This is a genomic window from Legionella anisa, from assembly GCF_001467525.1.
GTDB lineage: Bacteria > Pseudomonadota > Gammaproteobacteria > Legionellales > Legionellaceae > Legionella > Legionella anisa.
This window is the reverse complement of record NZ_LNXS01000053.1, coordinates 76,553-102,730: the sequence shown is the minus strand read 5'-3', so window position 1 is coordinate 102,730 and position 26,178 is coordinate 76,553. Positions and strand designations below refer to the sequence as shown.

Genomic DNA, 26,178 nt, shown 5'->3' with positions numbered 1-26,178 from the left:
GGTACGAGCTACACTGCTGTACCCACAGGTGATTTATAGCGTGGTATTACTTAGGCTATTTAGAGCAACCTTACGAAATACTGGAGCAGCCAATTCTCCACCGGAGGTTAAAGTCTTACCATTTTTTCTTGAATGACCGTCTTCTATTACAACCACCATGGCATAACGTGGCGCATCAACCGGTACAAAACCTGCAAACAAGGCAATATGCTCGCCTTCTGCAACATTAATATTTTCTGTAACAGTTCCTGTTTTACCCGCGACATGAACACCAGGAATCGCAGCAAGTTTTCCTGTGCCATTTATAACAACGTTCTCGAGGATATGATTTATTGAATTGGTTGTTGCTGCTGAAATGATAGGAGCCTCTTCTCCTTTGAATGGACGTCCAAAGTTTGCAAGAATGGCGTAGGATTTTGTTAATGAATCAATTGTGACCGGTATATTCTCCCCAAGAGAAACCATTGCAAGTTGCAAGTCATCACTTTGATTTGCTTGCCACCAAGTATTAATATCAAAACCAAATTCAGTGAGTTTTTTACGAATTACAGGTAGTCCAGTTTCTTGGGCGACTTTAATCATGCATACATTACTTGATCTTGCAACCGCTTGGGTCAATGAAGTAGGGCCTTGACTTACATAGTAATCTGTAAATGTTTTACCTTCTACGGAGTAAGGTGAGCGACAATCATATTTTTTGGTTTCAGAACTATTCCCAGCATCAATTGCTGCCGCCGCAATAAACGGTTTTATCGTAGAGCCAGGTGAAAAAACACGTGATTTCCAGCTATTCTGATTTTCATCATTACCGGACTCAGCAAAGGCAATGAGATTACCAGTTTGTGCATTGACGATTGCAATAACCCCCGATTTTGCATGATAGTTTTTTACCGCCATTTTAATTTCTTGCGCGGCAATTTGTTGCATTTTAGGATCTAAATGAGAGGTATCGATTTCTTGTGCCTTAGAACCGGTCAATGAACCGACTGCTGAATAGGCGACACAGATTGGTGCCAAAATAGAAACCCCCATAAATCCAACTGCTAACCATAATGATTTAGATGGTTTAAGTGGATAAGCTGATAACATTGAAATTCTCCTGATGATAAAAGTACAGTCTTCATTGTCTTTGCCCAAGGCCATACCTACCGTGCATGCAATTTCTAGGTCTGATGACAGAGAACATTGAGACACTGTCTGCACTACATGAAACAGACAGCTGCCATAGTCATGTGCCGAAATTTTTGGCTGGCCAACCAATACTTCATCACATGAACATTCTTGTAATTCGCTTAAAATACGACCCCATCGAATAACACCTGGATTACCCCAGAAAAGAATGCGCAGGGCTTCAATAAAATAGGCCCATAGACAATCACCATTACGATGATGTTGGCCCTCATGAGCAATGGCAATCTTCACATTTTTGGAGGAAGAAAATAGGGATACGGGTAATACGATATAAGCTTTGTTAAATAAAACGACGGAGAAAGGAATATGACAACGTCGAGAAACTTTAATGACCAATTTACCGGAAGTTCGATATGGAATTGCTTCAGCTAATAGTGCTCTTAAACTGCCCAAACTCAACAATACTTTATAACTGCGAAATAAGACGAGCAAACAAAATACGATATAAAAAATATGAAAATAACTCGTATTGCTTATTGAAAAAGAGGTTGCTGATTCAGGAGTCTCTTGGGAGTGTTTAGACTTTAAAATAGGTTGATTCACATACTCTTGCAAAGCATCAATGGATGCATAGTGATGCCGCTCCAATTTTTGATTGGTTTTAATACAATGAACCATTAATGGAGAAATCACACAGCTAATTAATAAAAAGCGAGCCAATTTGAGTTTAAATGATGGCTGATTTGAGAGCCAACGACCGCCAATAAACCATGAACTGACTAAAAGCAAGCAATGAATGCTCAATAAAATTTCCAGGAATAACATAATCATGCCTCTATTTTTTGTTCAGAGGTTACTAATTGTTTTAGTGCTTCCTCAATTGCTTGAATGTCATCATGTTGTAGCTTTTTGGCCATCAAGAGTCTTTGCACCAGTGCTACAGGTTCACCATCAAAAACATTAGTGACCATATGCTCAATGCACGTGCTTTCGTACTCAGCCTTGGTAACAATTGGAAGAAAAACATGGGCATAAGTATTTTTTTGGCATCCCAAAAATCCTTTTTGTTCAAGTACTTTTACTACAGTTGCCACAGTGGTATAAGCTAAAGGTCTTTCTTTGGGCAAATGTGAAACAATATCTTTAATGGTTACTTTATTAAGGCTCCAAATAATATTCATTAATTCAAGCTCTACCTCTGTAAGGAGGCGATCATGAGCAAAAGTGTTTTCCCCTCTTTTTATTGACATTTTTTCTCCAGAAACTAAGTAAAACATAATCTACTATATTTTTAGTAGATACTACTATAAAAATAGTAGCCTTGAAATAGTTTTGAAAGAAAATAAATTTGTTGAAGTTTTATTTAGTTAAGACATCTTATAGGGGCTCTGGGTGCAAACCCCAGAGCTCCTACTTAATGATCGACAAATTAAACGTATGCTGAACTATTGAATTGTGGTGGTTTGTACAAAACGCTGCGGTGCTTAGAACAGCCCTAAGTCAAAATGCTTTTGCTCTACCTCTTGTTGCCCTTTAGTAGCAACGCCTGTCGTTTTAATTTGTGTCTGCTCTTGTAAACGTGGGTTCATTTCTTGGGTGGGATTTTCTTTTAAACGCATATCAAGAGGCAATTCTTCTCGTATTGATAACCATTGCCCAATAGCACTTAGATCACCAACGATAGGCTCTGCAATTTCTCGAAAAACAGCGGGTCCATTCTCGCTATTAGTGAGACAAACAACTGCTTCATCAGTAGTAAGGTTGATCGCTGCTAAATTGCGTCCAGTTCCATTATCACCCCAATGAAAAGCGATACGGGTTCCATCGGTATTTTTCTGAATCCCAATTCCTAGACCCCAAGAGATTTGATCTAAAGTATCAGTAGAGACTCCTTGCTTCATTGCTTTAGTATCTTTATCTTTCAACGATGAAACAACCGGTTTAAACATTTCCCATCTAATATAGGGATCGTTAATACAGGCTTTTAGAAATTTTGCATAGTCAGAAGTCGTTGTATACAAGGATCCTGCCGGGTGAACCATATAAAATTTTTGCTTACGATTTACTGAGCCATCTTGATCATGGCCAATTGCTATTGTTGCAGCATGTTCTGGAGGATGACCAATAATTGTAGTCACAAGGGGTAACTCCCTTGCTTCAACAGGTATTGGCTTTGACCAAAAAAATGGTGGTATTTGAGCAAAGCGAGCTTTGATTTCTTGTAGGCTTTTTTCTTCAAGTTGGTTGGAATTTTTTTCAGTCATTTGTACGCTGCCGTCTACTGCCCTTTCAGCAACAAATAATTTATCCTTTTGTAGGATAATACTTAATTGACCATGTACATCTAAAGTATCTTTTAATAATTTTTTAATGCGTTCAGGAGTTGGTTCTTCCTCTTCATCTGGCAGTTTAATAAGACTGCAACCCGTTGGTGGCATGAAACTACTATCAGTCATACCTATCTTAGCAAACTCTTCTTGAGCTAAAGCTTCCAGTGATTTTGCAGTAATGTGTTCCACAATTTCACCTAGAAATTGATAAGCTACTCCTGAATAATCAAATTGTTTTCCTACTTCAGAGACATACTTTAGAGATTCTGGTGATGAAAATTCGTTAGGTAAGCCTGCTTGATGGGATAGGATCATACGGGCAGTTAATTTTTTATAATTTTTATCAGTTCGCATCTGTGGAGGACCAAAATCGCCGTATTCATGGAGTGGTTTGTCTAAATCAATGAGATCTTTTTGCGCTAGTTTCAATACAATATAAGCAAATACAGGTTTACTCAATGAAGCGGCTTCAAAAACAGTCGAACTAGTAACTTCTTCAGGTTTGCTGACATTAGTCACACCTACCTCTTCTGTAGTAACAACTCCGCGGTCAGAAATAATTGCTGTGGCAATACTTGGGATACTAGTTCTTTTTTGCAATTCACTTAAAGAACTTGTCCGTTCTTTAGATGGATTGGGTCTTGGAAGTGGATTGATGCCCCAATTATTAGTTTTACCCCCTAGCTCATCAATAGTTCTAGCAAAACCCCATTTTGGAAAAAAATAGTTCGAAGCCAGTTCTATTTGAATTGTCGAAGGGACAATTTGTTCCGCAAGAATATGTCCATTATGTGAATTAGCGAAAAATACCATGGCACTCTTATCCTTTAAATTGATTGCAACCCACGCTCTGCAATCATTCATGTCACCCGAATGATAGGCGGTAACAACCTCTTCTTTTTCATTGGTTTGTAACCCCCAACCTAAACCCCATGCAACATGGCTTAAAATGGAATCGCGTATCTTGTCTCTAGCAATTCCAATTGCTCCCGCCAAACCTCTATCGTGCGTCATGAAGGCATGCGGAATAAAAGGATTTTCAATCGAGCTGTCATGGCTTAGATGTTTGACAAACTGTGCATAATCTGATGCCGTAGTTCTTAGTGTATTGGCGGCACATGGTTTGGGTTCTTTACATCCATATTGTGAGACTACAGCTCCAATCAGCTCCGGATTGTTTGAAAGTTTACCTTTATCAGGTAACTGTTCAAGAATGCTTGAAACTACTCTTTCCGGAAAGGAGCGATTGACTATTTTTCCATTATCTAACCAATATGCTGTTAGTTGCTCATCTTCTTTTAGTATGACAATCTGACCAGGTTTCATTTCATCAAACAAGGGTTCTTTTTCAGCATGCAAAAGCGAGTGATAGGCCTTTAATGGCTCATAAGTGCTATGAGTCATGTCACAACGATCAAATACATGGTTTTTGGCCAATGTTTCTAGATTTGCTTCAGTCAATTTTTCAATCACTTGTTGTAAGTACACGATACCAACATTTGAGTATCCATGCATTTTTTCTTTAGAATCTTTTTCTTTAGGGTTAGGAATGAACTGAAACTTCATTTCACCATGAGCAAGGCCTGTTGTATGTGATAACACCATCCTTGCAGTGAGTGCTTTAGCACAGACAACAGCAGATTTGTCAGACATATCAAATTTCATTCCATCTATCTCAAATTCTTCTAATGGTAGAATATGAAAAAGAGGAGTATCTAAATCAAATTGACTCAGGTTGAATTTATCCAAATTAAATTTACCTGTCCCGCGCTTTGCTTGATTCGCCGCATTGGACTGCATCAATTTTTGTACTAAATAGGCAAATACGGGTTTGCTTAGCGAGGCTGCTCCAAAAACGGTTTCTGGTTGCACTTTTGTAGGTGGTGCAAGGCCTGTTAGAGTAGTTATTAATTCAGATTCTTGAGAATTGGCCAATTTATAAGTATCAGTACAACTTTCTCGTAACTTTTGATATGAGGATTGATTACTTTCATTTAACTGTATTTGATGAACGCTTTGTGTTGTTTGATTCACATAATAAAGTGTGTCGTCAAATAGAACTACAGCATCTTTAGTTCCTAATCCCAACTTATGAAAGGGATATTTGAGTGGATCAACAGGTATTGCAAAAAGGCCGCAACCATCTGTAAGCCCTTTTTCTTGAGTAGATATGATTCCATCACTGCTTATAAAGGCAATAGAAATTCCTGGAATTTGTGCTTTAGACATGACATCCAGCAAAAGTAATTCCGCCATTTTTGCATAAGACATACAATTGATCATAATAAAAACAAGTAAGTTAATTATACCCTATGCCGTAAAATTTATTCTCAATCAGTATTTTTTTACAAATTTTTAACATTGTCGGATGTTTAGATTAGCCGTTTTCTAGACGGAAAGAAGAACCTAAAATGGATTCCGTTGAGATTGGATCGGTAAAAACAAGACCGATCCAAAATTTATAGCTATTTTTTTACATGTTGTAAGCATCTACGATACTTTTGAGCCAAGTCTTTGCTTCTGGACTGACCTTTTCATCCTTCAAAGCAATATCACAAACAGCATATTTTCGTGAAGTTTCTTCGCCATACATATCATCTAATGCCTTATTCCAAAGCGTTAATATGTTGGAGTCTGGCGTTTTGCCTACTTGTTCAAGAATACCATAAAGCCTATGCTTCCAATAAGCGTCTAAAGCCTTCTCTAACCATGTCATAATCTCTGGTGTTAAACCAATTTCATCAAGACCTTTTCCTTCTCCAAATCCTTTTTCCCATTTTTTGGTTCTCAGATGGGCATATTTTTTACCGTATACGCTATTAACCCATTCCATGTAGTTTTTCCCTGTTTGGATACCTATAGTGGAATCAGGATCGTGTTTCATACTTTGTTTCAATTCATCTAAAAGTTGATGCCATTGTTTTTCAAACTCAGCCTTGTTATTTGTTTTCATTTCCTTTTCAAATGCTACGTATTGTTTGAGCTCATCAGGAGTAAATATTTCCTTAACCCAATCATGTTCAAGATGCTCTGCCATTTTATATACCTCAATCAGTTGTATAATGGTTTCCCATGGAATGGATTGATTGACATCAACAGAGTCTATAATGCTTCTTAAGGTTTTAGCTCCGGAAGTACATGCCAATGCTTTTTGTTCTAACACTTGAGCTTGGGCTTCAAAATGGTTTAGCGCGTGACGTTCTTCAGAGAGCAAGGTTTTGATTTGTGATAGCTCAAAACCAAAAAACTTTAAAGCAATAATCTGTTGTAATTTCAATAAATCCTTCTCGGAGTAAATACGATACCCATTGGACTGTCGTAATGAAGGTTTAAGTAAACCAATGCGATCATAATGATGCAATGTTTGCACCGAAACACCAGTTAATTTGCTTAAGTCTTTTACGAACCATTGAGTCATAGTATTACCTCCTTAAGAACAAAGGTAAGATATATAGTAACAATAGGGTCAAGCGGTTTTTTCATAAAATTGATATTTATTTTTTTATGCCTAACGTTTCAAGAACAAATTCACAGCGCTCTGTAATCGTTTTTTTAGGCATGAGCATGATTTCAAAACCAAACTCTTTATATACATCTATGTGAATTTGCTCAAAAATAAGGGCGTCTTCATAACTGATTTTGCGAGCTGAAGTTGGTTCAATAAACCCCAAGTTCTCAAAAAAGAATACTTTGCGTTGATAAATACTAGCTTTTAGGCAGTGGTCAACTTCAGCTAATAAGATAGGTGAGGGTGTAAAATCATTTTTATGCCAATGAGCGGAATAACGCCCCAATGCATAAGCACAAAATGGCGATCGGTCATAAAATTGCAACGCACCTTGAGCATTCAATTGCCTTAATTTTTGTGTTAAAACAATCTTATCTACAAAATCAGTCTCTTCCCATGGACGCATAATTCCCTTTGCCTGTTCCTCTGCAATGACATCTGTTGCAGACTCAGGAATCACTACATACCCTAATCTTTTCAATGCCAAAATAACAGAAGTTTTTCCACTGCCTGGGGTGCCAGTAAAGATAAAACGATTTGCTTGTTCTAATTTATTCATGTAATTCAAATCTTTTTTGGAGCTCACCATTTATCTCAATGTTTTCAAGGAACATTTTGAGAGGTCGAACCCATAGTTCAAAATCGCCGTAAAGCGCTCTGTAAACCACCATATCTTCTAAGCTTTCCGAATGCCTGGCAATATCAATCACTTCATACAGATTGCCTTTATAATGACGGTATATTCCTTTTTTAATAAAACTCATAGCACCTTCTTCATATAATAACGCTGATGACCTTTTGGACAGTCATCCAGAACCCCAAACTCTTCATAACCATGTTTGAGATAAAAATCTTTTGCTTGAAAATCAAAGGTATCGAGGTGAATTAAACTGACTCCTAATTCTTTTGCTTTCTCCTCAACTTTATTGAGTAAAAGGGTACCCAAACCTTGGTTCCGATATTTTTCCTCAACAAAAAAGACACTGATGTACAGGATATTCCATGTATAAACCTCCGAACAAATACCCGCTATTACCTCATCACCGTTTTTAATCGTAACGTTTATATCAATTAATTCCGGTTGTTGTGTTGCAGAGACACACAATTTATTAAACTCAAACAACTTTTGATCGATAATTTTAAATGAATCTTTGGCATTGAACTCCAATTTATATTTTGTGTTTGGTACATATACATCGCAGCTATCAGTTGTTTTTTTAGTTACAGTATCTCTTTCTACATGCAAATGTTTGGTTACTTTTTTGGTAAACCACAAAATTAAATCATCATCCAAGGGATATGTTTCCCCAGGAATGGTTGGTTTATAATGATAAGTTACCCCTAAACCATCAGGAATATAACCTCGGTTAGCATAAAGTCGTTGAGCTTGTCCATATCCGCCATCAGGACCACCATATAATCCAACACCAATTCCTACAACATCACACTGACTGGCTGCATTTTCTTCAGCAATAGTGAGCAAAGCACTGCCTATTCCACGCTTGCGGAAAGCAGGCAATACATTTAAGTCCATAATTTCTGGGATTCCTTTATGAGAAAAAGGTTTATAGTGTGAGGTCCATTTTAGAGTAACATAGCCCGCGATTTGGTCTTGAACATAGGCCACCCAAACGACTCGCTCAGACTGTTCTTGTTCTTGATAGTACCCTTCAAACAAAACGTAAGGTTTTTGCCAATTTGCTTTTTGAAACGCATCGACCAAAACGGGGATATCGCATAATTCTAGTGGCTTAATGGCAATTGACGATTGGTTTTCTGCTAAAGCTTCAAGCTGTTTCATCATGTACACCATATTCCACTCATATCCTGCTGGTTTTAAATCCAAAAGAGGGTTAAAACCAACGGACTGATAGAATCGGTAGGTTTTAAGGTAATTCTCTTCCAATTCAGAGGGGCTTAGGGTTTCAACGGTTATAGTTTTAGCACCTTGTGTTGCAGCAAAATGGCAAGCCGTTTTGATTAATTGCTTTCCTACACCTTGACGATGATAATCACGTTTTACAGCCATCCAGTAAATATTAGCATTATCAGGATAGGGAAAATCAATTGAAACAAGGCCAAACGTATTATCCCCATCTTTTGCCGCAAAATTAGTGCGTGTGGTCACACCTATTGCGTAGTGCTCGTTCGCTTCTGGCAAACCAAAGTATTCTGGCAAATCCTTTGTAATGGTTCGACATAAGGATTGAGCTAAATCTCCCGTTATTTTTTCGATTTGAATCATAGTATTTTCCCTACTGCAGTATCTCTCGCATCACCTTCATAGCCATCTGGATCATCAAATGGCATGTCGATGTAATCATTATTTCTATAAAATCTTAGCGCATCCGGTGAAGACTCCACGTGCAAGCTTTGATAGCCTTGTGTTTTTAGCCACTTTTCACATAACGCCAAGAATTGGCCACCATATTGGTGGTTTCTTTTTTCCTCATCAATCACAATGATGCGCAAAGCTGCTCTTTTGTGAGGCCATAATTGCAGATGGGCATAACCAATGATGTCGCTTCCTTGAGATAAAACAAAATGAACATGAGCTTCATGCTCAAAAGTCCAAGTATATGGATCAGAAAGCCCTGCCTTATCAAAAAAATAGAATTGTCTAAAATGGCGTACTTTATCCCATTCACGAGGTGTTAATGCCTTAACCACTCTTAATCCATTAAATCCTGCTTTTCTATCAATAGCTGCGATAAAATCCTCTTTACCCACGCAATAGGCAGTAATGTCATAGGGATGTTGATGTGCTAACTCTTGTTTTAAACGAGCATAGGCTACTCTATCTTCTGGATTTGCTCTCATCCAGTCCCTAAATTTTAAATGGCGCTCGATTTCTGGGTTTCCAAACTCAAAAATATGAGCATGATGAGTTCTTTGGTTATCTCCCTTTTGAAAATAGCGGCGAAATGGAATTCCGTATTCTCCTTTTGCTTCATAGCCCAGGGCTTTCATGGCAGCATTGGCACTATCTACTTTGCTTAGTTCCAAAACAACTGGAATCATATCGATGATTGGTTTTGCAGCCAAACCAGGTACTGAAGTGGAACCGATATGATGAATTTCAATGCAATTACTACCTAATGCTTTTTTAATTCGCTCTGCTTCCTGTTCAAATTGCATAGGCCAATTAGCATCATAAGAAACTACTTCGATAAGCCGTTGTTGTTGGTTGACTTCCATCATCTATTCTCTCTCTTGAATATGCTGAACCATTTCATCCACAAATGCGGTGACTTCTTGATAGGTTTCTTCGGTCAAGATATCGCTTGCATGATCTAGTTCCGCTTTAGTTAATGCTCGTTGAATTAAAGCTCGCCATTTTGGGAATTGATTTTTAGCCCACACTCCAGCTTTTAACTTAGAGCCTTGTTCCTGATGGTGGAGCACGTACAAAGCCCTGCACAGTGTTAATACAGCATAATATTGGTACCCTAAAGAATTTCTGGTATGAATAACCCAATCTTGCCATTCAATGCTCTGCTTTTTGACATGCTCTATAAACTCACTGCTTGATACAGGAGCAACAATCGACTTTGCTGATGGACCATATAGAATGAGGCTATTTGTTTGCAATAAATAATAATTAATAAGCCAGTCAGTTCCCGCCTGTTTGAGGTGAAACGGTTCTCCTGGGCTAATGACAGCAATTTGACCTTGCTCTGTCTTAAAATGTTGTAACATTCTATACGATGCATAAGCTACTTCAATTCGGTCATACCAATCTGGAAAATGCTGAACCAGATTGGTATGCAAATAATCTAAAGCCGCGAATTCTTCTGATGTCATTTCTTGGTTTAATGCCACAAGAACATCAATGTCGCTGGTTGTTTCATCAAAATCACCCCAGACGAATGAACCATACACGTAAACGCCCAGCAAATGTTCCTTTAAAATTGATTGCAAGCCGGACAGTAAGTCATTAAGCAAATGATTCACTTCCGAAAATTCTGTATGTAATTTACTCATCTAATACCCCGTTATTAACTGACTCTTCAGATTCTTCTTTTCGCTCATCAGGCAAGAATCCACCTACTTGCGCGTCCCACAGGGTTTTATACAAACCACCAAGATTCAACAGTTCAGTATGTGTGCCATCTTCAACAATATGGCCTTTATCAAATACTAAAATTCGGTCCATATGCAGCAGAGTCGATAAGCGATGCGCAACGACCAGGGTTGTTTTTCCCTGCATCAACTCCCAAAGACTGTCTTGAATGTTGGATTCTGTAATGGAGTCCAGCTGGGACGTGGCTTCGTCCAACATTAAAATGGGTGCATTTTTTAAAATCGCACGAGCAATGGCAATACGCTGGCGTTGCCCGCCTGAAAGCTTCACACCACGCTCACCGACCAATGTCTCATAGCCTTCTGGCAAAAGACTGATAAACTCATGCGCATGAGCCTTCTTGGAGGCTAAAATGACTTCCTCATCCGAGGCTTTTGTCCTACCATAACGAATATTATCCATTAAGCTTCGATGAAAAAGTGTAGGGTCTTGAGGAATCATAGCAATGGCTTGTCTTAAACTCTCTTGAGTCACTTCAGATAGGTTTTGATCATCGATTAGAATTTGTCCATCCACTACCTCATAAAGTCGCAAAATCAAATTAACAAAAGTGGACTTGCCGCTGCCTGAATAGCCCACTAACCCCACTTTTTGACCTGCTTCAATGGTTACCGACTTATTCTGGAACAAGGAGTAACCACCTTGGTAATGAAATTTTACCTTTGAAAATTCAATTTGCCCTTGCGTAACAATTAATTGGGATGCATTTTTTTTATCCTGTATCTCATGGGGGATGACCAATGCATTTAAACTTTGTCTTGCCTTGCCTAAGGCTTGGTTAAATTGGTCCACTTGGTACATGGTGTACCACATCATATGCCCCAATTCCATGGAAAGCCCAAGAATCAAAGCAAAATCACCAATGCTCACCAGTCCCTTGCCATACAAGTGAATTAAGGTAATCGATGCCAAACCCATCATTACCGCAATCATTCCACCTTGGGCGCAGCATAACAAAACAATAAACAGCTCTTTTCTTTGGAAAGCCCGTTGTACCGAGCGAAAAAAAGTATTCATACGCTCTACTTCAAAGCCTTTACGTGAAAAAATACGAATATTGGATTGATTCGCCAGGCTATCTACTAATTGCCCAGAAAGCTGCGATTCAGAATTTGCATGGTCATCCGATAACTGAACCAATCGCGCCGACATCCAAATACTAAATGAGGCAAAGGCAATGAACCATAAGAATAAAATATAAAAGAACAGGACATTAACAAAATAGGCTGTAATAAAGGAAACCAGCAACAATGAAGCACCACGTAGAAAATCGACAGATACGCGATGCAAAATAATCTCAAGATTATCAGCAAGAGTCGTAATTTGTGTGGCAATTCGCCCTGATAGGTTATCCTGAAAAAATTGCGTACTACTTCCCAACACATACTCAAACATTTGGCTAATAATTTGGTTTTTAATCACCGCTTCGTATTTATAGTTCAAGTACCCGATTGTTCGCCAGGTGATATTGTCAAAGATAATAAAGTTCAATACCAATAATCCAGCGATCCAATACAAAGCGGAGAGGTCTGTATTTGTCTTTGCCACTAAGGTATTAATGAAGGACTTAATCAATAAACTATTAAACGGTCCCCAAAATCCAGCCATTAAAGCAAGCAGGATAAATAAAAAAACCATGCGACGATACGGTTTTAAAAAATGCCACATAAAAGAGCTTATGTGGTTAGGCAAACGACTAGTCATGATGAACACCCTCTGCTTGTTCCCCATTGAAATGATGTATCTTCCCTTGATGAATGTGATACCTGGTTTCAATGTGAATGGATTCTAAAAAATCATGATCGTGAGAAATAACCAGTATCGCACCTGGAAATTCACGTAATACTCCGATGATATGATCGCGTGTTTCCAGATCTACATTGTTGGTTACCTCATCTAAAACAAGTAGTTTAGGCGGATTGGCAGCAATCAAGGCTAAAGAAAGCCTTGCCTTTTCACCACCAGAAAGATCTTTGACCTTTATTTCTACCTCTTCATTTTTGCGAAATAAAAAGTCATTTAAATGGGCACGAAGTTCAGCATGAGAAGCATGGGGCATCTGACTTTTCATCAAATCCAGAACTGTTTCGTCACAATCCAGATGTTGATAATGCTGATCGAGATACCCAACTGTATTGTACTGAGGAAGAGTCCACTCACCTGTTCTCTTAATGTGACTATCCTCCAAAATCGCTTTGGCAAAGGTGGACTTCCCTGATGCGTTGTCCCCATACAATGCCACTCGTTCGCAGCCATTTAAGTGAAAATGAATGTCTTCCAGAATCACAGCTCCTGATTCATAGGCAATAGAAGTGTCTTGAATCCTGATTAAGGGCTTATGGTGGTCAAGACCGTTTAATTTAAATTTGGGCTTAATCGTTTGCGGAAGGTTTAGAGAAGAAAGCTCTTCAAGCAAGTGTTCTTTTTTATGATTAATCTGACTTAATCGTTTATTTCCTGTTGTCATTGCATTGGCGAGCTTTGTATGAGACCGAATCGTTGGCCATTTGCGTTGGGCTATCTTTTTTTCACCTGAAACACGAGAACGTTTATTACGTTCTTGTTCTCTCATTAGAGCAAGATGTGATTCTTTCTTCTCACGTGCAATCCGTGATAATTCCTGTTCAATCGATGCTTTCTTGTTTTCAAGCATCTGCTGATACTCAAAATAAGCCCCTCTAAATAGAGTGAGCCTACCCAAATCAATATGCCATAGAGTATCTGCGACGGTATTGATGAGCTCCGTATCATGAGAAGCAATGACCAACGTCCCCGGATAATGCTCGAGCATCCGCATTAAAGAACGACGATTGCGTCTGTCCAGATGATTTGTGGGTTCATCTAACAACAAAACATTCGGATCTTCAGACAATATTTTGGTTAACGCCTGGTTTAATCGTTGACCACCACTTAAATCAGGACATTCTTCAATCAATTGGGGTAAGTAACCAAAACGAACATCCTGTGGCATTTGAATTTCGCCAGCAGAGGCTGAACAAAAACCAGCAAGCATTTTAAGTAAGGTAGATTTTCCCGAGCCATTTCTGCCAATCAGTGCAATACGCTCACCAAAATGGATTTCACCACTGAAGTTTTGAAAACAGATTTTATGCGAATAGATAAGACCTAGGTCTTTAAATTGAATCGGTTTATGGTGCATGATTTACTCTTAAGCATGTCTTTTAGGACAATAAAAAATAGAAAATCAACAATGATTTCCTCTATTCGCCCTATTAGATGGGCGTACTTAAGATGTAATTTTCATGGCGTTATAAACCTACGTTTTACGGTTTTTCATATTATTTCAAATTTTAATGCAAAATAGTTGCTGATGTCAATCTTTGTTTCGCTCTTTGGCCGCAAACCGAGTATTTAGAGTCTTTAAATCTTAAGCTAGAGAAAAAAGTTCATGAGCGAACACGAGCGCTTCATCGGGTTAATGAAACTTTTGAAGAAAGCGAAAAACGATTTCGTGCGGCTTTTGATTATGCAGACATCGGTATGGCTTTAGTTTCATTGGAAGGACGCTGGCTTAAGGTGAATAAATCGCTGTGCCAAATAACAGGTTACACAGAAGAAGAACTATTACAAATCGATTTTCAGCGGATAACCTATCCTGATGATTTGCAAACCGATTTAAATTATGTGCGCCAATTATTGAACGGCACAATAAGCTCCTACCAAATGGAAAAACGTTATATTTGTAAAAATGGCGCCATCGTTTGGATTTTATTGAGTGGTTCGTTAATTAGGGATGCACATAGTGCCCCGCTGTATTTTATTGCTCAAATTCAAAATATTGATGCTCAAAAAAAGGCTGAACATGAGTTGGTTAGGATGGCCTACCATGATGCATTGACAGGATTGGCAAACCGCAAGCAATTGGAGCAATCGTTTCTATTATTTATGGCGTATGCAAAGCGCCATCAATGCAGTATCGCCGTGCTGTTTATGGACTTGGATTACTTTAAGAAGATTAACGGTACGTTTGGCCATGATGCCGGTGATTTGTTATTAATAGAGGTTGCATCACGTCTAACAGCATCGGTGCGCTCTTCAGATATTGTGGGACGACAAGGTGGGGACGAATTCTTAATTATTCTTTCAGATATTGTTCATGAGGAAGAGGTACATACCGTGATTAATCATTTGTTTCATGCTATCCAACAGCCTATTCTTATAAAAGAACAGACCATTTCGATTTCGTTGAGTATCGGTGTGAGCCTTTATCCTCAAGATGGTTCTGATTTGGATACGTTGATTCAACATGCGGATGCCGCTTTATATCAAGTGAAATCCACAGGAAGAAATAATTTTAAGTTTTATACGCCTTTCCATTGAGTTGGGCTGTGATGGGTGAAATACTCTTATTTCACCTGAGTATTAGTGACAAGGAAACAAGGGATAGGTCATGGCAGCATTTACTAGTGTTACTCAAAACGAACTGCAGCAAATTATTTCACAACTAGAGCAAGCAATTTATAATCATCAACAATGGCACAATTCATTGATTAGAACCTTGATTTGCCGACTGCCTGGAGATAACAACGATTTGCAGCCTGACGCTCATACGCGTTGCCGATTTGGGCAATGGTATTACAGTGGCATCCCAAAAGAAATTCAAGAACATCCTGGAATCATTAATATAGGCGTGTCACACCAACGCATGCATCAATTAACCGCGCAGTTATTACAAAAGGCAAGTATGCCAGAAGGGATAGCCCCTATTGACTACAATCATTTTGCCAATGCCTTGGAGCAGATGCGACTTGAGCTCTCCGCTCTTAAAATGAGTTGGAATATCTGATTCACAGCCGAGATGCGTTGACTGGGGCACTGTCTCGCGTGACGATGCTGTCGACTTTGCGAGAGCAACAAGAAATTATTAAGCGCCAAGGGCAAAGTTGTTGCTTGGTTATGGTGGATTTAGATTACTTTAAAGAGATTAATGATCGGCACGGCCATCAGATGGGAGATCGTGTTTTGGCAACAGCTGTTCGTCTGTTTATTGAGAATCTAAGGGCCTATGATAAAGTTTTTCGTTATGGTGGTGAAGAATTTTTACTGTGTTTGCCATTTACCGATTTGGATATGGGGTTCGCAATGAGTGAACGTCTTCGGAAAGTGCTTGAGGCCATTACCATCGATGATGGCAAGGAGCACTTGATTCAAGTAACTGCCTCTTTTGGTCTGGCGCTGCTTGAGCCTAATAAACCGATAGAGGAGTCTATTGAACATGCAGACAAGGCATTGTATTTGGCTAAGTCCGAAGGACGAAACCGGGTGCGCGTTTGGAAATAGGTAATCCACTGGTTTTATTGAATTACTTAATGGAGAGCGTTAGGTTTAAAAGTTCCTTCCGGGTCACTTAAATCAACTCCATTTGGCATGGTTGCGCGTGGATTTTCAAGATGCAGGGCTTCTTTAATGACCATCGGATACCGTGGGGACATTAATGTATCAATTTATCTTTGGGGTTTTCAATTTAGCTTAATGTGCTTTCCAGATAATGGATAATTATTATCGCTTTTTCTTCACTGAATGGTTTTCTAAAACTACACAAGTGAGGGCTTCCCATTTCATTTTTTATCGGTGGATGTTCGCAGATTAGTGCAATCACTGGAGCTGTAGTAAATGGGTGGTGTTTTTTTATCAATGCAGTCCAATCATAGTCACCTTGTGAATAGTACAAGTAGCTATCAATTAAAAGCATATCATAGCTTTTAGATGTAATTTGCATCAGAGTGTCTTCAATTGAGGGAACGATATCCACGTGTTGTCCAAGCTGCATTAATTGATTTCGGATAATAATGCGAGCAGGAAAAGATGCTTCTGCAACAAGAAAACGAAAAGAATAATTCATTAGTCCTCTGTTCTTTGTTCAAATCCTATTAAAAAGTATAGTGTGTCCAAGGGGATGTTGCGATAATACAAGAAAAACAAGCCGCGTAGCGTCTTTACAAAGCGATTCAATACTTTTTTAGTGGGTCTTCACGCTCAATCTGCTGATTGGTCGATGCAAGACTTGCTAATAAACCTTCAATAAGAAAAGGGAGACATGCCGGCGGATAGTGCAATGAACCCGCCTTCTCCATAACCTGGTTTGCTCTCTTCTGCTGTTATGATGGTATCAATAGGAGCAAATAGTGTTTGATTAATTGCCTCTTCTGTAAAATGAATTTCATGAAGCAATTCAAGAATCTCGGATACTGAATAAAAGTGAGCATATTGAGAAAATGGGTTGTCTTGTTTTGTGGCTTCGTACTGCTGTCCAAGCATCGAATGTTTATCAATCATGCCTATGATAATCTTCCCATTAGGTTTTAAGACTCGTTTTGCTTCGAGAAGTGCTACTAACGGCAAGTCAACATAACATAACGCCGTATTGAATAAGACAAAATCAAATTGCTGTTCCTGGAAAGGCAATGATTCAGCAACCCCTTCGAATACATCAATACCTCTTAATTTAGCGAAATGACTTAATTGAACAGAAGGATCGATGCCTGTTTTTATACCCAATGCGGCAGCAAATCGTCCAGAACCAACGCCCACCTCAAGTCCTTCTCCTGATTGAGGGGTGACTTTCTTTAAGGCTTCAAGTTCCGATTGAAAAACACCTGGATGACTATCAAACCAACCATCATAATCTTCAGCCAATTGGTTAAACATTTTAACTGATTCAATTCCCATATTGACCCAATATTTTATGTTCACTCACGGTGTTGTTGCCCATCAAAAAACGTAAATCGTATGATTTACCTTATGAGCATAGCATTGACAAATAAATACGCAACACCAATATAAAATTTTTTTATTTGGACAGGAGGCAATCGATTGGTTGCTATGAAAAACACAGAACTCTATTTATAAAAAATCATGAAAATTCCGGAGGATATGAATGACCATGCATCACCAGAATCCTGATTAAAGAAAATGTTCTGCAGAATTGTATCGAACGACAACACCAAGTACACTTGGTTTTTAGTCACTTATACAATCAATTGATGAATAAATCGGATTCCTTTTATAACCTGGAAACTCTTGGTGGTATCCTATTATTTATTGCTGCAGTGCTTGCGATAATCGTTGCCAATTCCCCTTATCGTATTGGTTATGAGCATTTTTTGCATATTAATGGCAGTGTTTCTGTTGGGAATCTTTCCATAAAAAAACCGCTAATTCTATGGATCAATGATGGATTAATGGCTGTATATTTCTTATTGATTGGCCTTGAAATTAAACGGGAAATCAATCGGGGAATTTTGAGTAATAAAACCAATCTACTGGCTCCAGCCCTTACGGCATTAAGTGGCTTGCTCTTTCCCGCTTTAATCTTTGCTTTCTTTAATGCTCATAATCCAGTCTATCTAAAAGGATGGGCAATCCCTACCGCTACCGATATTGCATTTACTCTAGGAATCGTCTCTCTTTTAGGCTCACGTGTACCTTTTTCACTCAAAATTTTACTCACTGCCATCGCCATTTTTGATGATATGGCAGCCATTGTTATTATTGCGCTGTTTTATACTGCAAAGTTATCGCTTTTTTCTTTTTCACTGGCATTATTGTTTACCCTGATTTTGATTGGCTTAAATTATTTTAAATGTCGCCGCATTTCAGTATTCATGCTTTTTGGGGTAGCTCTGTGGATCGCCGTATTAAAATCTGGCGTTCATGCAACCCTTGCCGGGATTGTGATTGCCATGACCATCCCTGATGTAGGCAAGGAATCGATGCTGACGCGCCTAGAAGACGGTTTGCATCATTGGGTTGTCTTTTTCATTCTTCCCTTGTTTGCCTTTGCTAATGCAGGGATCACTTTTATAGGGCTTGATTTCTCAATATTTACCCACCCAGTGGTTTTAGGCGTTGGGCTAGGATTGTTTCTTGGAAAACAATTGGGTATTTTCTTATCTTTGGGCTATTTTGTTAAGTTCAAAAAACTTCTTAAGACAGATAAGGTGAATCTTGCTCAAGTTTATGGCATTGCACTTATTTGCGGCGTTGGCTTTACCATGAGTTTGTTTATTGGTTCTTTGGCTTACCAAAACAATGATTCAAGCTTAATGCCCATGGTTAAAATGGGCGTAGTGCTTGGTTCGTTTATATCAGGACTCACTGGATTTTTAATGTTAAAAATGGCCTCAATCAAACGATAACAAAGTATTTTTCTATAGGGACAAACCAATTTAATTAAGGAGAATAATCATGGAGAAAAAGATAGCAATTGTTACTGGTGGTACAGGAGGTATTGGTAGCGCTATTTGTCAACGATTAGCAACAGACTATTCTGTGATTGCCTGCTACTTCAAAAACGGCAATCATGAAGAAGCAATTCAATGGCAAAAAGAGCAACAACAAGCAGGATTTGAAATTGATATACTGTATGCGGATATTGCGCGGTTTAATGATTGTGAACAGCTGGTATCACTGGTTATGGAACGCTACGGTCGTATTGACGTATTGGTTAACAATGCAGGTGTGACTCAGGATTCCAGTTTAAAAAAGATGTCGCCAGAGCAATGGAAAAGTGTAGTGAATGCGAACCTCACCAGTGTATTTAACATGACGCGAAATACACTACCTGCCATGCTTGAGAAAGGGTATGGACGTATTATCTCTATTTCCTCAATTAATGGACGTAAGGGTCAGTTTGGGCAATGCAATTACGCAGCAACCAAGGCCGCATTGTTTGGCTTTACCAAAAGCCTGGCGCTTGAAGTAGCCAGCAAAGGCATTACGGTGAATACTATTTCGCCAGGCTATATTGAAACGCCCATGATTCGCAAAATGCGAGAAGACGTTTTAAATACTATAATTTCAGTCATACCGGTAGGGCGCTTGGGACTTCCGCAAGATGTTGCAGAGGCCGTTGCTTTTTTGGCATCCCCTGCATCGAGTTTTATCACTGGAGCTAATCTGGATGTCAATGGCGGCCAATACATGTAAAAAGCAAGGAGCAATTGCGGTTCAAATACGATTTTGAAACATTGCTCCAGCCCTTTCAAGGAGGAATAAGTAATGCACCGATTTCATAACATTTTATTCGTTAGCCATGGAATTAAGAACGAAACAGAAGCCTTACAGCTGGCGTTAAAATTAGCTTCTAAAAACGAGGCACAGCTTCATATTTTAATTACCTGCCCTCCTTTTCCTGATACGCTTAGTGAGTACAAAACTTCTTATGAAGCATCATTGATTGACAAAATGAACAAAGCCATTCAATTGGCCAAATCAGGGCTTGGGGTATCTAAAAAGAAAATTCCCATCGATATTGAAGTGGATTGTGGCACAACACCTGACATCCGAATCATTCGCCATGTCCTTAAAAATTCACATGATCTTCTCATCAAAGAAGCGGAAACACGAGAAGGTATGAAAGGCTTTAAAGCACTGGACATGGAACTATTGCGCAAATGCCCCTGTGCCTTGTTTCTTTATCGTCCGCTTAAGCACACGCAACAGGATATTCGCATTGCAGTGGCTATTGATCCCAAAGATGAAGAAGCAGAAGCCCTGGACCTTTCGCTTCGCTTATTAGAAGTTGCTCATTCATTAAACGTCCGTTATCAGGGTAAATTAAGTATTATTTCCTGTTGGGAATTTGCGCTGGAAAGTTACTTACGGGATAGTGTGTGGTTAAAAATATCTAAAGAAGAATTAGATAGAATAGTCGCTGAAGAAAAACATGTTCATGGATTGCTCTTGCAAGAGCTCATTAAACGGTCTCAAATTTCTGGAGCATACCAAATTGACCATCTGAAAGGACAACCAGAAGAGGTTATCCCCGCCATCATAACCCATAAAAGAATCGATATTTTGGTGATGGGCACCGTCGCACGCACCGGGATATCTGGATTTATGATTGGCAATACTGCGGAAAACATCTTGCAAGACATTGATTGCTCGTTACTGGCATTAAAACCACAAGGTTTTGTATCCCCAGTAAAAGCCTATTAATCAGGGAAAAGAGGACCATGGTGGAATCAAAAAACAACATCCCAGAGCTCTGCTGGCATGAGCAGTCAGCAGAAGCAATTCTCGCGACATTAAATACTACATCAGAATTCGGTTTAAGCGAGGACGAATCGAAAAACAGATTAAAACGTTATGACCTCAATTGTTTACCGGAACCTCAAAGAAAAAATGTTTATTTTCGCTTCTTGCTCCAGTTTCATAACATCCTCATCTATGTGTTACTAGGGGCTGCTCTGGTGACTTTACTCTTGCAACATTGGATAGATACTGGCGTTATTTTAGCAGTCGTCATCATCAATGCCCTAATCGGTTTTATCCAGGAAGGAAAAGCAGAAAAAGCACTGGACGCGATTCGGAAAATGCTGTCCCCTACGGCTACCGTATTACGGGATGGCGAACGACGGCGTATTGCTGGTGAGGAGCTTGTGCCAGGCGATATTGTTTTGCTGGAAGCAGGAGATAAAGTTCCTGCCGATGTACGCTTAATAAAATCTCATGGACTCACCATCCAGGAGGCCATCTTAACTGGTGAATCCATTCCGGTTGAAAAACACATTCATTCAGTCCCAAGAAATGCCGTATTAGGTGACAGGACTTGTATGGCATTTAGTGGGACCCTGGTAACCAATGGTCAGGGCAAAGGCATTGTGGTGGCCACAGGCTCATCCACTCAAATTGGACATATTAGTGGGCTATTGTCAAAAGTAGAGTCTTTAACCACACCCTTAGTCCTACAAATGGGGCTGTTTGCAAAATGGCTGACTTTGTTCATTTTATTGATTGCGGCACTCCTTCTTGCGTATGGGTATTTTGTTCAACATCACCCGTTTGTTGAATTGTTTATGGTCGTGGTTGGTTTATCGGTTGCGGCTATCCCGGAAGGTCTTCCTGCCGTTCTTTCAATTACCTTAGCTATTGGTGTGCAGGCTATGGCGCGACGACATACCATTGTACGTCGACTACCTGCCATTGAAACCTTAGGCGCGGTATCGGTTATCTGTACGGATAAAACAGGTACCCTCACTCTAAATGAGATGACCGTGTCTTCGGTTATAACCAGCAGCCACCTATTTACTCTCGACAGCACCGGTTACGAGCCGGTCGGTGCCCTGATGTTGAATGAACAAATCATTGATCATAACGAGCACCCTGTACTGAAAAAACTGGCCCATGCAGCAATTCTTTGCAATGACGCCATGCTTCGTGAACATGAAGGATGTTGGTCTGTGGATGGGGACCCTATGGAGGGCGCTTTGTTAACCTTTGCAGGTAAGACGGGACTTGTCCTTAAAGAGGAAAACGAATCCTGGAGGCGTACCGATATCATTCCTTTTGATGCCAAGCATCGCTTCATGGCAACTCTTCACCACGACCATTTCAATCATGCGATGGTCATGGTGAAGGGAGCTCCTGAGCAGATTTTGGGTATGTGTCAAGTTCAACAAACAGACTGGGGTGGAACAGAGCCATTAAATGAGTCTTACTGGAAAGAGCAGATGGAAATGATTGCAGCAAGTGGACAGCGCATCCTCGCTTTTGCTGTCAGAAAAATAAAGCCAGAACATATCGTTTTGGAGTTCGCTGATGTTGAAGGGAATCTCACGTTACTTGGGATGGTTGGACTGATTGATCCGCCCAGACCTGAAGCCATTGCAGCAGTGGCAGAATGCCATACAGCGGGCATTCAAGTAAAAATGATCACAGGCGATCATGCCAGTACAGCGGTTGCTATTGGCCGGCAAATAGGACTTAAAAATTTGGATAAGGTATTAACAGACATTGATTTGGATAACATGGATGACGCCGTACTCAGAAATGCTGTATTGCTAACCGATATTTTTGCCCGAACAAGTCCTGAACATAAACTAAGGCTGGTGATGGCATTGCAATCACATGGAATGACTGTGGCCATGACCGGCGATGGGGTCAATGATGCGCCTGCGTTAAAACGAGCAGATGCAGGAATTGCTATGGGGAGAAAAGGCAGTGAAGTCGCCAAAGAGGCGGCTGAATTTGTACTGGTGGATGATAATTTTGCTTCCATTGTAGCCGCTGTACGTGAAGGCCGTACTGTTTATGATAATCTTAAAAAAGTGATTAGCTGGACTTTACCCACCAATGCGGGTGAGTCAATGACGATTATCCTGGCTCTGCTGTTAGGTCTAAGCTTGCCGGTAACGCCGATTCAAATTTTATGGATCAACCTGATTACCGCAGTGACTCTTGGCATTGCCCTGGCCTTTGAGCCGACCGAAGAAGGGACCATGCAAAGACCACCACGCCCTCGAAACGAGCCTTTACTGACCGGCAGCTTGGTATGGCATATGCTTCTGGTTTCTATTCTCTTTATTTGTGGCGTCTTTGGACTCTATTTTTATGCGCTCGATCGCGGTTACTCGCTTGAGTTGGCACGCACAATCGCATTAAACACACTGGTTGTTCTTGAGATTTTTCATTTGTTTTATATTCGCAATATTTATGGAACATCACTCACATGGAACGCAGTACAAGGGACCAAAGTGGTTTGGATGGCGGTCATTGTGATTACTGTGGCACAGTTTGCAATCACCTATTTCGCTCCTTTACAAACCATATTTGTTACTGAAAGTATCCCCTTTGGGGATGGCGTACTCGTCGTTCTAACCGGCGCACTGTTTTTTGCTGTGCTTGAAATTGAAAAGCAACTGCGGTTAAAGCTGATTGCTGTTCGCAAGAGTTAGACTTAAAGAAAATCCATATGACTCATTTGCTTTTCTACAATATTTAATACATTAATAGTTGCTTTGATGTATTGACCATCGAGAAATGTTTTGTGTGCTTTATTAAAATCTGCAACAAACTCTCTTCCAAGACTTTTACATTCATCAAAGTTTGTTCGATTCATTGTCGCAGTTATTGTGCTATTAAAATCTTCTACATTATGACTAATGTATTTTTTGGTTAATTCTGCACATGCCGTGGAAATGTGAATAAAAATGAGTAAAGAAATAGTTAATATTCTGTCCATAGTGATCGTTATATACCCGAGTCATAACAGGGCGTGAATTATATACGAAGATGAACTGAATTCAGAGTATATTAAAGATTAAATATCCTTTACAGCGCATTCAACGGACTTTAGTAAAGCATGTTTCAATTCATTGGCGCAGATTGGGTTAATTTGTAGATGGCGGTAATAAATCATAGGTGACGTGGTCAAATCTATGAAACTACGTCATTTTTTATACATAATTTGCTTTAAAAAAGAGGATATTGAATGTCTACGGTGCCTATTTCGTTAATTAAATTATAATAGTTTTCATTTGTAGAGTATGTTAGCGTCAAGAAAGATGTATCTTGTTTGTGGTCTAAGCTAATTGTGGTATGTTCAAATCCTCCTGGAAATACAATTGAAGGTGTGTCTTTTTTTGTAAGTTTAGTATCGATTTCAAATCCAAGAAAAAGATAATAATTTTCATTTCCTTTTATAAAGGCATTTTCTATCATGACTCCCTTCAAGTCGGTGTCATTGTTTCTTTTAAAAAACATAACTGGTTCGCCTTTGGAATTGTATTCTCTTAAGTGTTGTTTTAAATAAGTATCATTGTACCAATATGCCGTAAACTTTAAATTTAAAAATTCAGGTATTTGGATGTCATAGAAAGTTTTTTTATCATTTGCATTGTGTGTGTCGATTGGTTTTTCTTAACTACGTGGGTATCAAGTACAGACTTATTATTTTAATCTAACAGAAGAATTAATTTTGGGAAAAATAGATGGTTTGGATTACATCTTAAGCAAATCAGCAACCCGCAATTCCTGCAAGTGGGGTTCGCCTATTGCCTCATAAGTGAATGTTACCGAAGGGTCTTTCGAATATCTAATTTTGAATATCTCATTTTATTAATATATTTTAAAATGGGCTATAATTGATTATTCGAAAGTTAAATTGAAATGACATTAGTATAATGAAAATTCAATCTTTTCAATACATCCAAAATCTGGGATGGAGCATTCAGAAATTTCCTGAACTGGACTCCGAAAGTACATTCGTTTTAGTTTTTGCCAGTCCAAACTTTAGAAATAATGCAAAACCAATTGAACAATTAGCCCAAGCTTATAAAAAATCAAAAATCATAGGTTGTTCCACCGCAGGGGAAATTTTGGGGCCTAATATTTTTGATAACAGTATTTCCGTTGCTGTGGTTCAATTTGAATCCACAAAACTACAGCTCGCAAAGGCTGAAGTAAAAAGAACTGAAGATTCTTACGAGGCCGGTGCCCAATTGGCAAAATTATTGCATCAACATCAGAAACCCAAGGGTATTTTTATTTTGTCTGACGGCTTACATGTTAATGGTTCCGAATTAATCAAGGGCTTAAACAAACACTCAGCTAAAGAAGTCATTATTACTGGAGGACTTGCTGGTGACGGTGCTGATTTTAAAAATACCTGGCTTATCTATGAAGGACAAATCGTTGACCACTGCATTGCAGCCATAGGGTTTTATGGCGAGCAAATCCACATAGGATATGGGTCGCAAGGCGGTTGGGATATTTTTGGTCCAGAAAGATTCATTACCCACTCTAAAGGAAATATTCTTTATGAATTAGACCATCAACCGGCATTAAAACTCTATAAAGCTTATCTTGGTGAGAGGGCTTCTGAATTACCGGCTTCTGGTTTGCTTTACCCACTTGCTATCCGTAATTATTTTGATCCAGATTCTCAGTATATTGTACGCACTATTTTGGGTATTGATGAAAACAGCCAATCCTTAGTTTTTGCTGGAGACGTACCTCAAGGATACCATGCTCGATTAATGCGTGCCAATTTTGATAGACTCATTGAAAGTGCGAATGATGCAAGTGAAAGCGCTAATAATCTTCTTTTTGAAAATAGGGACTTAAAAGAAGAGCCCGTTTTGGCAATTGATATTAGTTGTGTTGGCAGAAGACTACTATTAGGTGAGCGCACTGAGGAAGAAACAGAAACTACATTGCAATCAATGCCCAAGGGATCAACTCAAATTGGCTTTTACTCTTATGGTGAATTGTCACCATTGACCGTTGGCAATTGTGAATTACATAACCAAACAATGACCATTACTCTTTTATTAGAGAACCATAGGTAATGGACTATAAAAATATGTATCCAATTCCGCTTT

24 protein-coding genes are annotated in these 26,178 nt (G+C 39.2%); 8 read left to right on the top strand and 16 right to left on the bottom strand.

Annotated elements, in window-relative coordinates; all coding sequences use genetic code 11:
- Window positions 1-33: 33 nt before the first annotated feature.
- The 11 genes from Lani_RS16190 to Lani_RS16140 form a co-directional block, all read right to left on the bottom strand.
- Window positions 34-1,956, bottom strand: coding sequence for a M56 family metallopeptidase (locus Lani_RS16190; protein WP_019350454.1), 1,923 nt, complete (start codon window positions 1,954-1,956; stop codon window positions 34-36).
- A 2-nt stretch (window positions 1,957-1,958) separates the two neighbouring features.
- A complete protein-coding gene (locus tag Lani_RS16185; RefSeq protein WP_014845078.1) occupies window positions 1,959-2,381 on the bottom strand; it encodes a BlaI/MecI/CopY family transcriptional regulator in 423 nt (140 codons plus the stop codon).
- A 234-nt stretch (window positions 2,382-2,615) separates the two neighbouring features.
- Window positions 2,616-5,732, bottom strand: coding sequence for a serine hydrolase domain-containing protein (locus tag Lani_RS16180; RefSeq protein ID WP_014845079.1), 3,117 nt, complete (start codon window positions 5,730-5,732; stop codon window positions 2,616-2,618).
- Window positions 5,733-5,934: 202 nt separating this feature from the next.
- Window positions 5,935-6,879: a MerR family transcriptional regulator gene (locus tag Lani_RS16175; protein WP_014845080.1), complete on the bottom strand. Its 945-nt coding sequence runs from the start codon at window positions 6,877-6,879 to the stop codon at window positions 5,935-5,937.
- Between the two features lie 76 nt (window positions 6,880-6,955).
- A complete protein-coding gene (locus Lani_RS16170; protein WP_014845081.1) occupies window positions 6,956-7,528 on the bottom strand; it encodes an AAA family ATPase in 573 nt (190 codons plus the stop codon).
- Window positions 7,521-7,733 carry a DUF1653 domain-containing protein gene (locus Lani_RS16165; RefSeq protein WP_014845082.1) on the bottom strand — a complete coding sequence of 71 codons (213 nt, stop codon included), beginning with the start codon at window positions 7,731-7,733 and terminating at the stop codon, window positions 7,521-7,523. The genes Lani_RS16170 and Lani_RS16165 overlap by 8 nt, the downstream gene beginning before the upstream one ends.
- Window positions 7,730-9,214, bottom strand: a complete 1,485-nt coding sequence (locus Lani_RS16160) for a GNAT family N-acetyltransferase (RefSeq protein ID WP_014845083.1) — start codon at window positions 9,212-9,214, stop codon at window positions 7,730-7,732. The genes Lani_RS16165 and Lani_RS16160 overlap by 4 nt, the downstream gene beginning before the upstream one ends.
- Window positions 9,211-10,167: a bifunctional GrpB family protein/GNAT family N-acetyltransferase gene (locus tag Lani_RS16155; RefSeq protein ID WP_029489092.1), complete on the bottom strand. Its 957-nt coding sequence runs from the start codon at window positions 10,165-10,167 to the stop codon at window positions 9,211-9,213. The genes Lani_RS16160 and Lani_RS16155 overlap by 4 nt, the downstream gene beginning before the upstream one ends.
- 3 nt (window positions 10,168-10,170) lie before the next feature.
- Entirely contained in the window at window positions 10,171-10,953 is a 783-nt protein-coding gene (locus Lani_RS16150) for a nucleotidyltransferase domain-containing protein (RefSeq protein WP_014845085.1), read from the bottom strand.
- Window positions 10,946-12,757 (bottom strand): ABC transporter ATP-binding protein, encoded by a 1,812-nt coding sequence (locus Lani_RS16145; RefSeq protein ID WP_014845086.1) that lies wholly within the window; start codon window positions 12,755-12,757, stop codon window positions 10,946-10,948. Before Lani_RS16145 ends, Lani_RS16150 begins: the two co-directional genes overlap by 8 nt.
- Window positions 12,750-14,213: an ABC-F family ATP-binding cassette domain-containing protein gene (locus Lani_RS16140; protein ID WP_014845087.1), complete on the bottom strand. Its 1,464-nt coding sequence runs from the start codon at window positions 14,211-14,213 to the stop codon at window positions 12,750-12,752. The genes Lani_RS16145 and Lani_RS16140 overlap by 8 nt, the downstream gene beginning before the upstream one ends.
- A gap of 341 nt (window positions 14,214-14,554) precedes the next feature.
- Between Lani_RS16140 and Lani_RS16135 the strand changes: the two genes are divergently transcribed.
- The 3 genes from Lani_RS16135 (at window position 14,555) to Lani_RS16125 (ending at window position 16,354) form a co-directional block, all read left to right on the top strand.
- Window positions 14,555-15,394 (top strand): GGDEF domain-containing protein, encoded by an 840-nt coding sequence (locus Lani_RS16135; RefSeq protein ID WP_014845088.1) that lies wholly within the window; start codon window positions 14,555-14,557, stop codon window positions 15,392-15,394.
- 70 nt (window positions 15,395-15,464) lie between these two features.
- Window positions 15,465-15,860, top strand: a complete 396-nt coding sequence (locus Lani_RS16130; RefSeq protein WP_014845089.1) for a CZB domain-containing protein — start codon at window positions 15,465-15,467, stop codon at window positions 15,858-15,860.
- A 44-nt stretch (window positions 15,861-15,904) separates the two neighbouring features.
- Entirely contained in the window at window positions 15,905-16,354 is a 450-nt protein-coding gene (locus Lani_RS16125; RefSeq protein ID WP_019350453.1) for a GGDEF domain-containing protein, read from the top strand.
- A 26-nt stretch (window positions 16,355-16,380) separates the two neighbouring features.
- Here the strand turns inward: Lani_RS16125 and Lani_RS21060 are convergent, their stop codons facing one another.
- The 3 genes from Lani_RS21060 to Lani_RS16115 all read right to left on the bottom strand — a co-directional run bounded on the left by Lani_RS21060 (window position 16,381) and on the right by Lani_RS16115 (window position 17,743).
- The gene (locus Lani_RS21060) at window positions 16,381-16,506 is read right to left on the bottom strand and encodes a hypothetical protein (protein ID WP_019350452.1); all 126 of its coding nucleotides are present in this window, start codon (window positions 16,504-16,506) and stop codon (window positions 16,381-16,383) included.
- A gap of 32 nt (window positions 16,507-16,538) precedes the next feature.
- Window positions 16,539-16,916, bottom strand: a complete 378-nt coding sequence (locus Lani_RS16120; protein ID WP_014845091.1) for a response regulator — start codon at window positions 16,914-16,916, stop codon at window positions 16,539-16,541.
- Between the two features lie 176 nt (window positions 16,917-17,092).
- Window positions 17,093-17,743, bottom strand: a complete 651-nt coding sequence (locus tag Lani_RS16115) for a class I SAM-dependent methyltransferase (protein WP_014845092.1) — start codon at window positions 17,741-17,743, stop codon at window positions 17,093-17,095.
- A gap of 314 nt (window positions 17,744-18,057) precedes the next feature.
- On the opposite strand from Lani_RS16115, the gene nhaA reads away from it, so the two are divergent.
- The 4 genes from nhaA to Lani_RS16095 all read left to right on the top strand — a co-directional run bounded on the left by nhaA (window position 18,058) and on the right by Lani_RS16095 (window position 23,751).
- Window positions 18,058-19,212 (top strand): Na+/H+ antiporter NhaA, encoded by a 1,155-nt coding sequence (nhaA, locus tag Lani_RS16110; RefSeq protein ID WP_014845093.1) that lies wholly within the window; start codon window positions 18,058-18,060, stop codon window positions 19,210-19,212.
- A 49-nt stretch (window positions 19,213-19,261) separates the two neighbouring features.
- A complete protein-coding gene (gene phbB, locus Lani_RS16105; RefSeq protein ID WP_014845094.1) occupies window positions 19,262-20,002 on the top strand; it encodes an acetoacetyl-CoA reductase in 741 nt (246 codons plus the stop codon).
- Between the two features lie 72 nt (window positions 20,003-20,074).
- Window positions 20,075-21,013, top strand: coding sequence for a universal stress protein (locus tag Lani_RS16100; protein ID WP_019350451.1), 939 nt, complete (start codon window positions 20,075-20,077; stop codon window positions 21,011-21,013).
- A 17-nt stretch (window positions 21,014-21,030) separates the two neighbouring features.
- A complete protein-coding gene (locus Lani_RS16095) occupies window positions 21,031-23,751 on the top strand; it encodes a cation-transporting P-type ATPase (RefSeq protein ID WP_014845097.1) in 2,721 nt (906 codons plus the stop codon).
- 2 nt (window positions 23,752-23,753) lie between these two features.
- Here Lani_RS16095 and Lani_RS16090 read toward each other — a convergent pair whose 3' ends face one another.
- The gene (locus Lani_RS16090) at window positions 23,754-24,038 is read right to left on the bottom strand and encodes a hypothetical protein (protein WP_014845098.1); all 285 of its coding nucleotides are present in this window, start codon (window positions 24,036-24,038) and stop codon (window positions 23,754-23,756) included.
- Window positions 24,039-24,268: 230 nt separating this feature from the next.
- Window positions 24,269-24,559 (bottom strand): hypothetical protein, encoded by a 291-nt coding sequence (locus tag Lani_RS16085; RefSeq protein ID WP_014845099.1) that lies wholly within the window; start codon window positions 24,557-24,559, stop codon window positions 24,269-24,271.
- A 419-nt stretch (window positions 24,560-24,978) separates the two neighbouring features.
- Between Lani_RS16085 and Lani_RS16080 the strand changes: the two genes are divergently transcribed.
- Window positions 24,979-26,145: an FIST signal transduction protein gene (locus Lani_RS16080; protein WP_014845100.1), complete on the top strand. Its 1,167-nt coding sequence runs from the start codon at window positions 24,979-24,981 to the stop codon at window positions 26,143-26,145.
- Window positions 26,146-26,178 lie beyond the last annotated feature (33 nt).

Excerpts from the sequence above, each read along its gene's own strand:
- Lani_RS16190 (WP_019350454.1), bottom strand. The coding sequence starts at position 1,956 with ATGTTATTCCTGGAAATTTTATTGAGCATTCATTGCTTGCTTTTAGTC.
- Lani_RS16185 (WP_014845078.1), bottom strand. The coding sequence starts at position 2,381 with ATGTCAATAAAAAGAGGGGAAAACACTTTTGCTCATGATCGCCTCCTT.
- Lani_RS16180 (WP_014845079.1), bottom strand. The coding sequence starts at position 5,732 with ATGTCTTATGCAAAAATGGCGGAATTACTTTTGCTGGATGTCATGTCT.
- Lani_RS16175 (WP_014845080.1), bottom strand. The coding sequence starts at position 6,879 with ATGACTCAATGGTTCGTAAAAGACTTAAGCAAATTAACTGGTGTTTCG.
- Lani_RS16170 (WP_014845081.1), bottom strand. The coding sequence starts at position 7,528 with ATGAATAAATTAGAACAAGCAAATCGTTTTATCTTTACTGGCACCCCA.
- Lani_RS16165 (WP_014845082.1), bottom strand. The coding sequence starts at position 7,733 with ATGAGTTTTATTAAAAAAGGAATATACCGTCATTATAAAGGCAATCTG.
- Lani_RS16160 (WP_014845083.1), bottom strand. The coding sequence starts at position 9,214 with ATGATTCAAATCGAAAAAATAACGGGAGATTTAGCTCAATCCTTATGT.
- Lani_RS16155 (WP_029489092.1), bottom strand. The coding sequence starts at position 10,167 with ATGGAAGTCAACCAACAACAACGGCTTATCGAAGTAGTTTCTTATGAT.
- Lani_RS16150 (WP_014845085.1), bottom strand. The coding sequence starts at position 10,953 with ATGAGTAAATTACATACAGAATTTTCGGAAGTGAATCATTTGCTTAAT.
- Lani_RS16145 (WP_014845086.1), bottom strand. The coding sequence starts at position 12,757 with ATGACTAGTCGTTTGCCTAACCACATAAGCTCTTTTATGTGGCATTTT.
- Lani_RS16140 (WP_014845087.1), bottom strand. The coding sequence starts at position 14,213 with ATGCACCATAAACCGATTCAATTTAAAGACCTAGGTCTTATCTATTCG.
- Lani_RS16135 (WP_014845088.1), top strand. The coding sequence starts at position 14,555 with ATGGCTTTAGTTTCATTGGAAGGACGCTGGCTTAAGGTGAATAAATCG.
- Lani_RS16130 (WP_014845089.1), top strand. The coding sequence starts at position 15,465 with ATGGCAGCATTTACTAGTGTTACTCAAAACGAACTGCAGCAAATTATT.
- Lani_RS16125 (WP_019350453.1), top strand. The coding sequence starts at position 15,905 with ATGCTGTCGACTTTGCGAGAGCAACAAGAAATTATTAAGCGCCAAGGG.
- Lani_RS21060 (WP_019350452.1), bottom strand. The coding sequence starts at position 16,506 with ATGTCCCCACGGTATCCGATGGTCATTAAAGAAGCCCTGCATCTTGAA.
- Lani_RS16120 (WP_014845091.1), bottom strand. The coding sequence starts at position 16,916 with ATGAATTATTCTTTTCGTTTTCTTGTTGCAGAAGCATCTTTTCCTGCT.
- Lani_RS16115 (WP_014845092.1), bottom strand. The coding sequence starts at position 17,743 with ATGGGAATTGAATCAGTTAAAATGTTTAACCAATTGGCTGAAGATTAT.
- nhaA (WP_014845093.1), top strand. The coding sequence starts at position 18,058 with ATGAATAAATCGGATTCCTTTTATAACCTGGAAACTCTTGGTGGTATC.
- phbB (WP_014845094.1), top strand. The coding sequence starts at position 19,262 with ATGGAGAAAAAGATAGCAATTGTTACTGGTGGTACAGGAGGTATTGGT.
- Lani_RS16100 (WP_019350451.1), top strand. The coding sequence starts at position 20,075 with ATGCACCGATTTCATAACATTTTATTCGTTAGCCATGGAATTAAGAAC.
- Lani_RS16095 (WP_014845097.1), top strand. The coding sequence starts at position 21,031 with ATGGTGGAATCAAAAAACAACATCCCAGAGCTCTGCTGGCATGAGCAG.
- Lani_RS16090 (WP_014845098.1), bottom strand. The coding sequence starts at position 24,038 with ATGGACAGAATATTAACTATTTCTTTACTCATTTTTATTCACATTTCC.
- Lani_RS16085 (WP_014845099.1), bottom strand. The coding sequence starts at position 24,559 with ATGTTTTTTAAAAGAAACAATGACACCGACTTGAAGGGAGTCATGATA.
- Lani_RS16080 (WP_014845100.1), top strand. The coding sequence starts at position 24,979 with ATGAAAATTCAATCTTTTCAATACATCCAAAATCTGGGATGGAGCATT.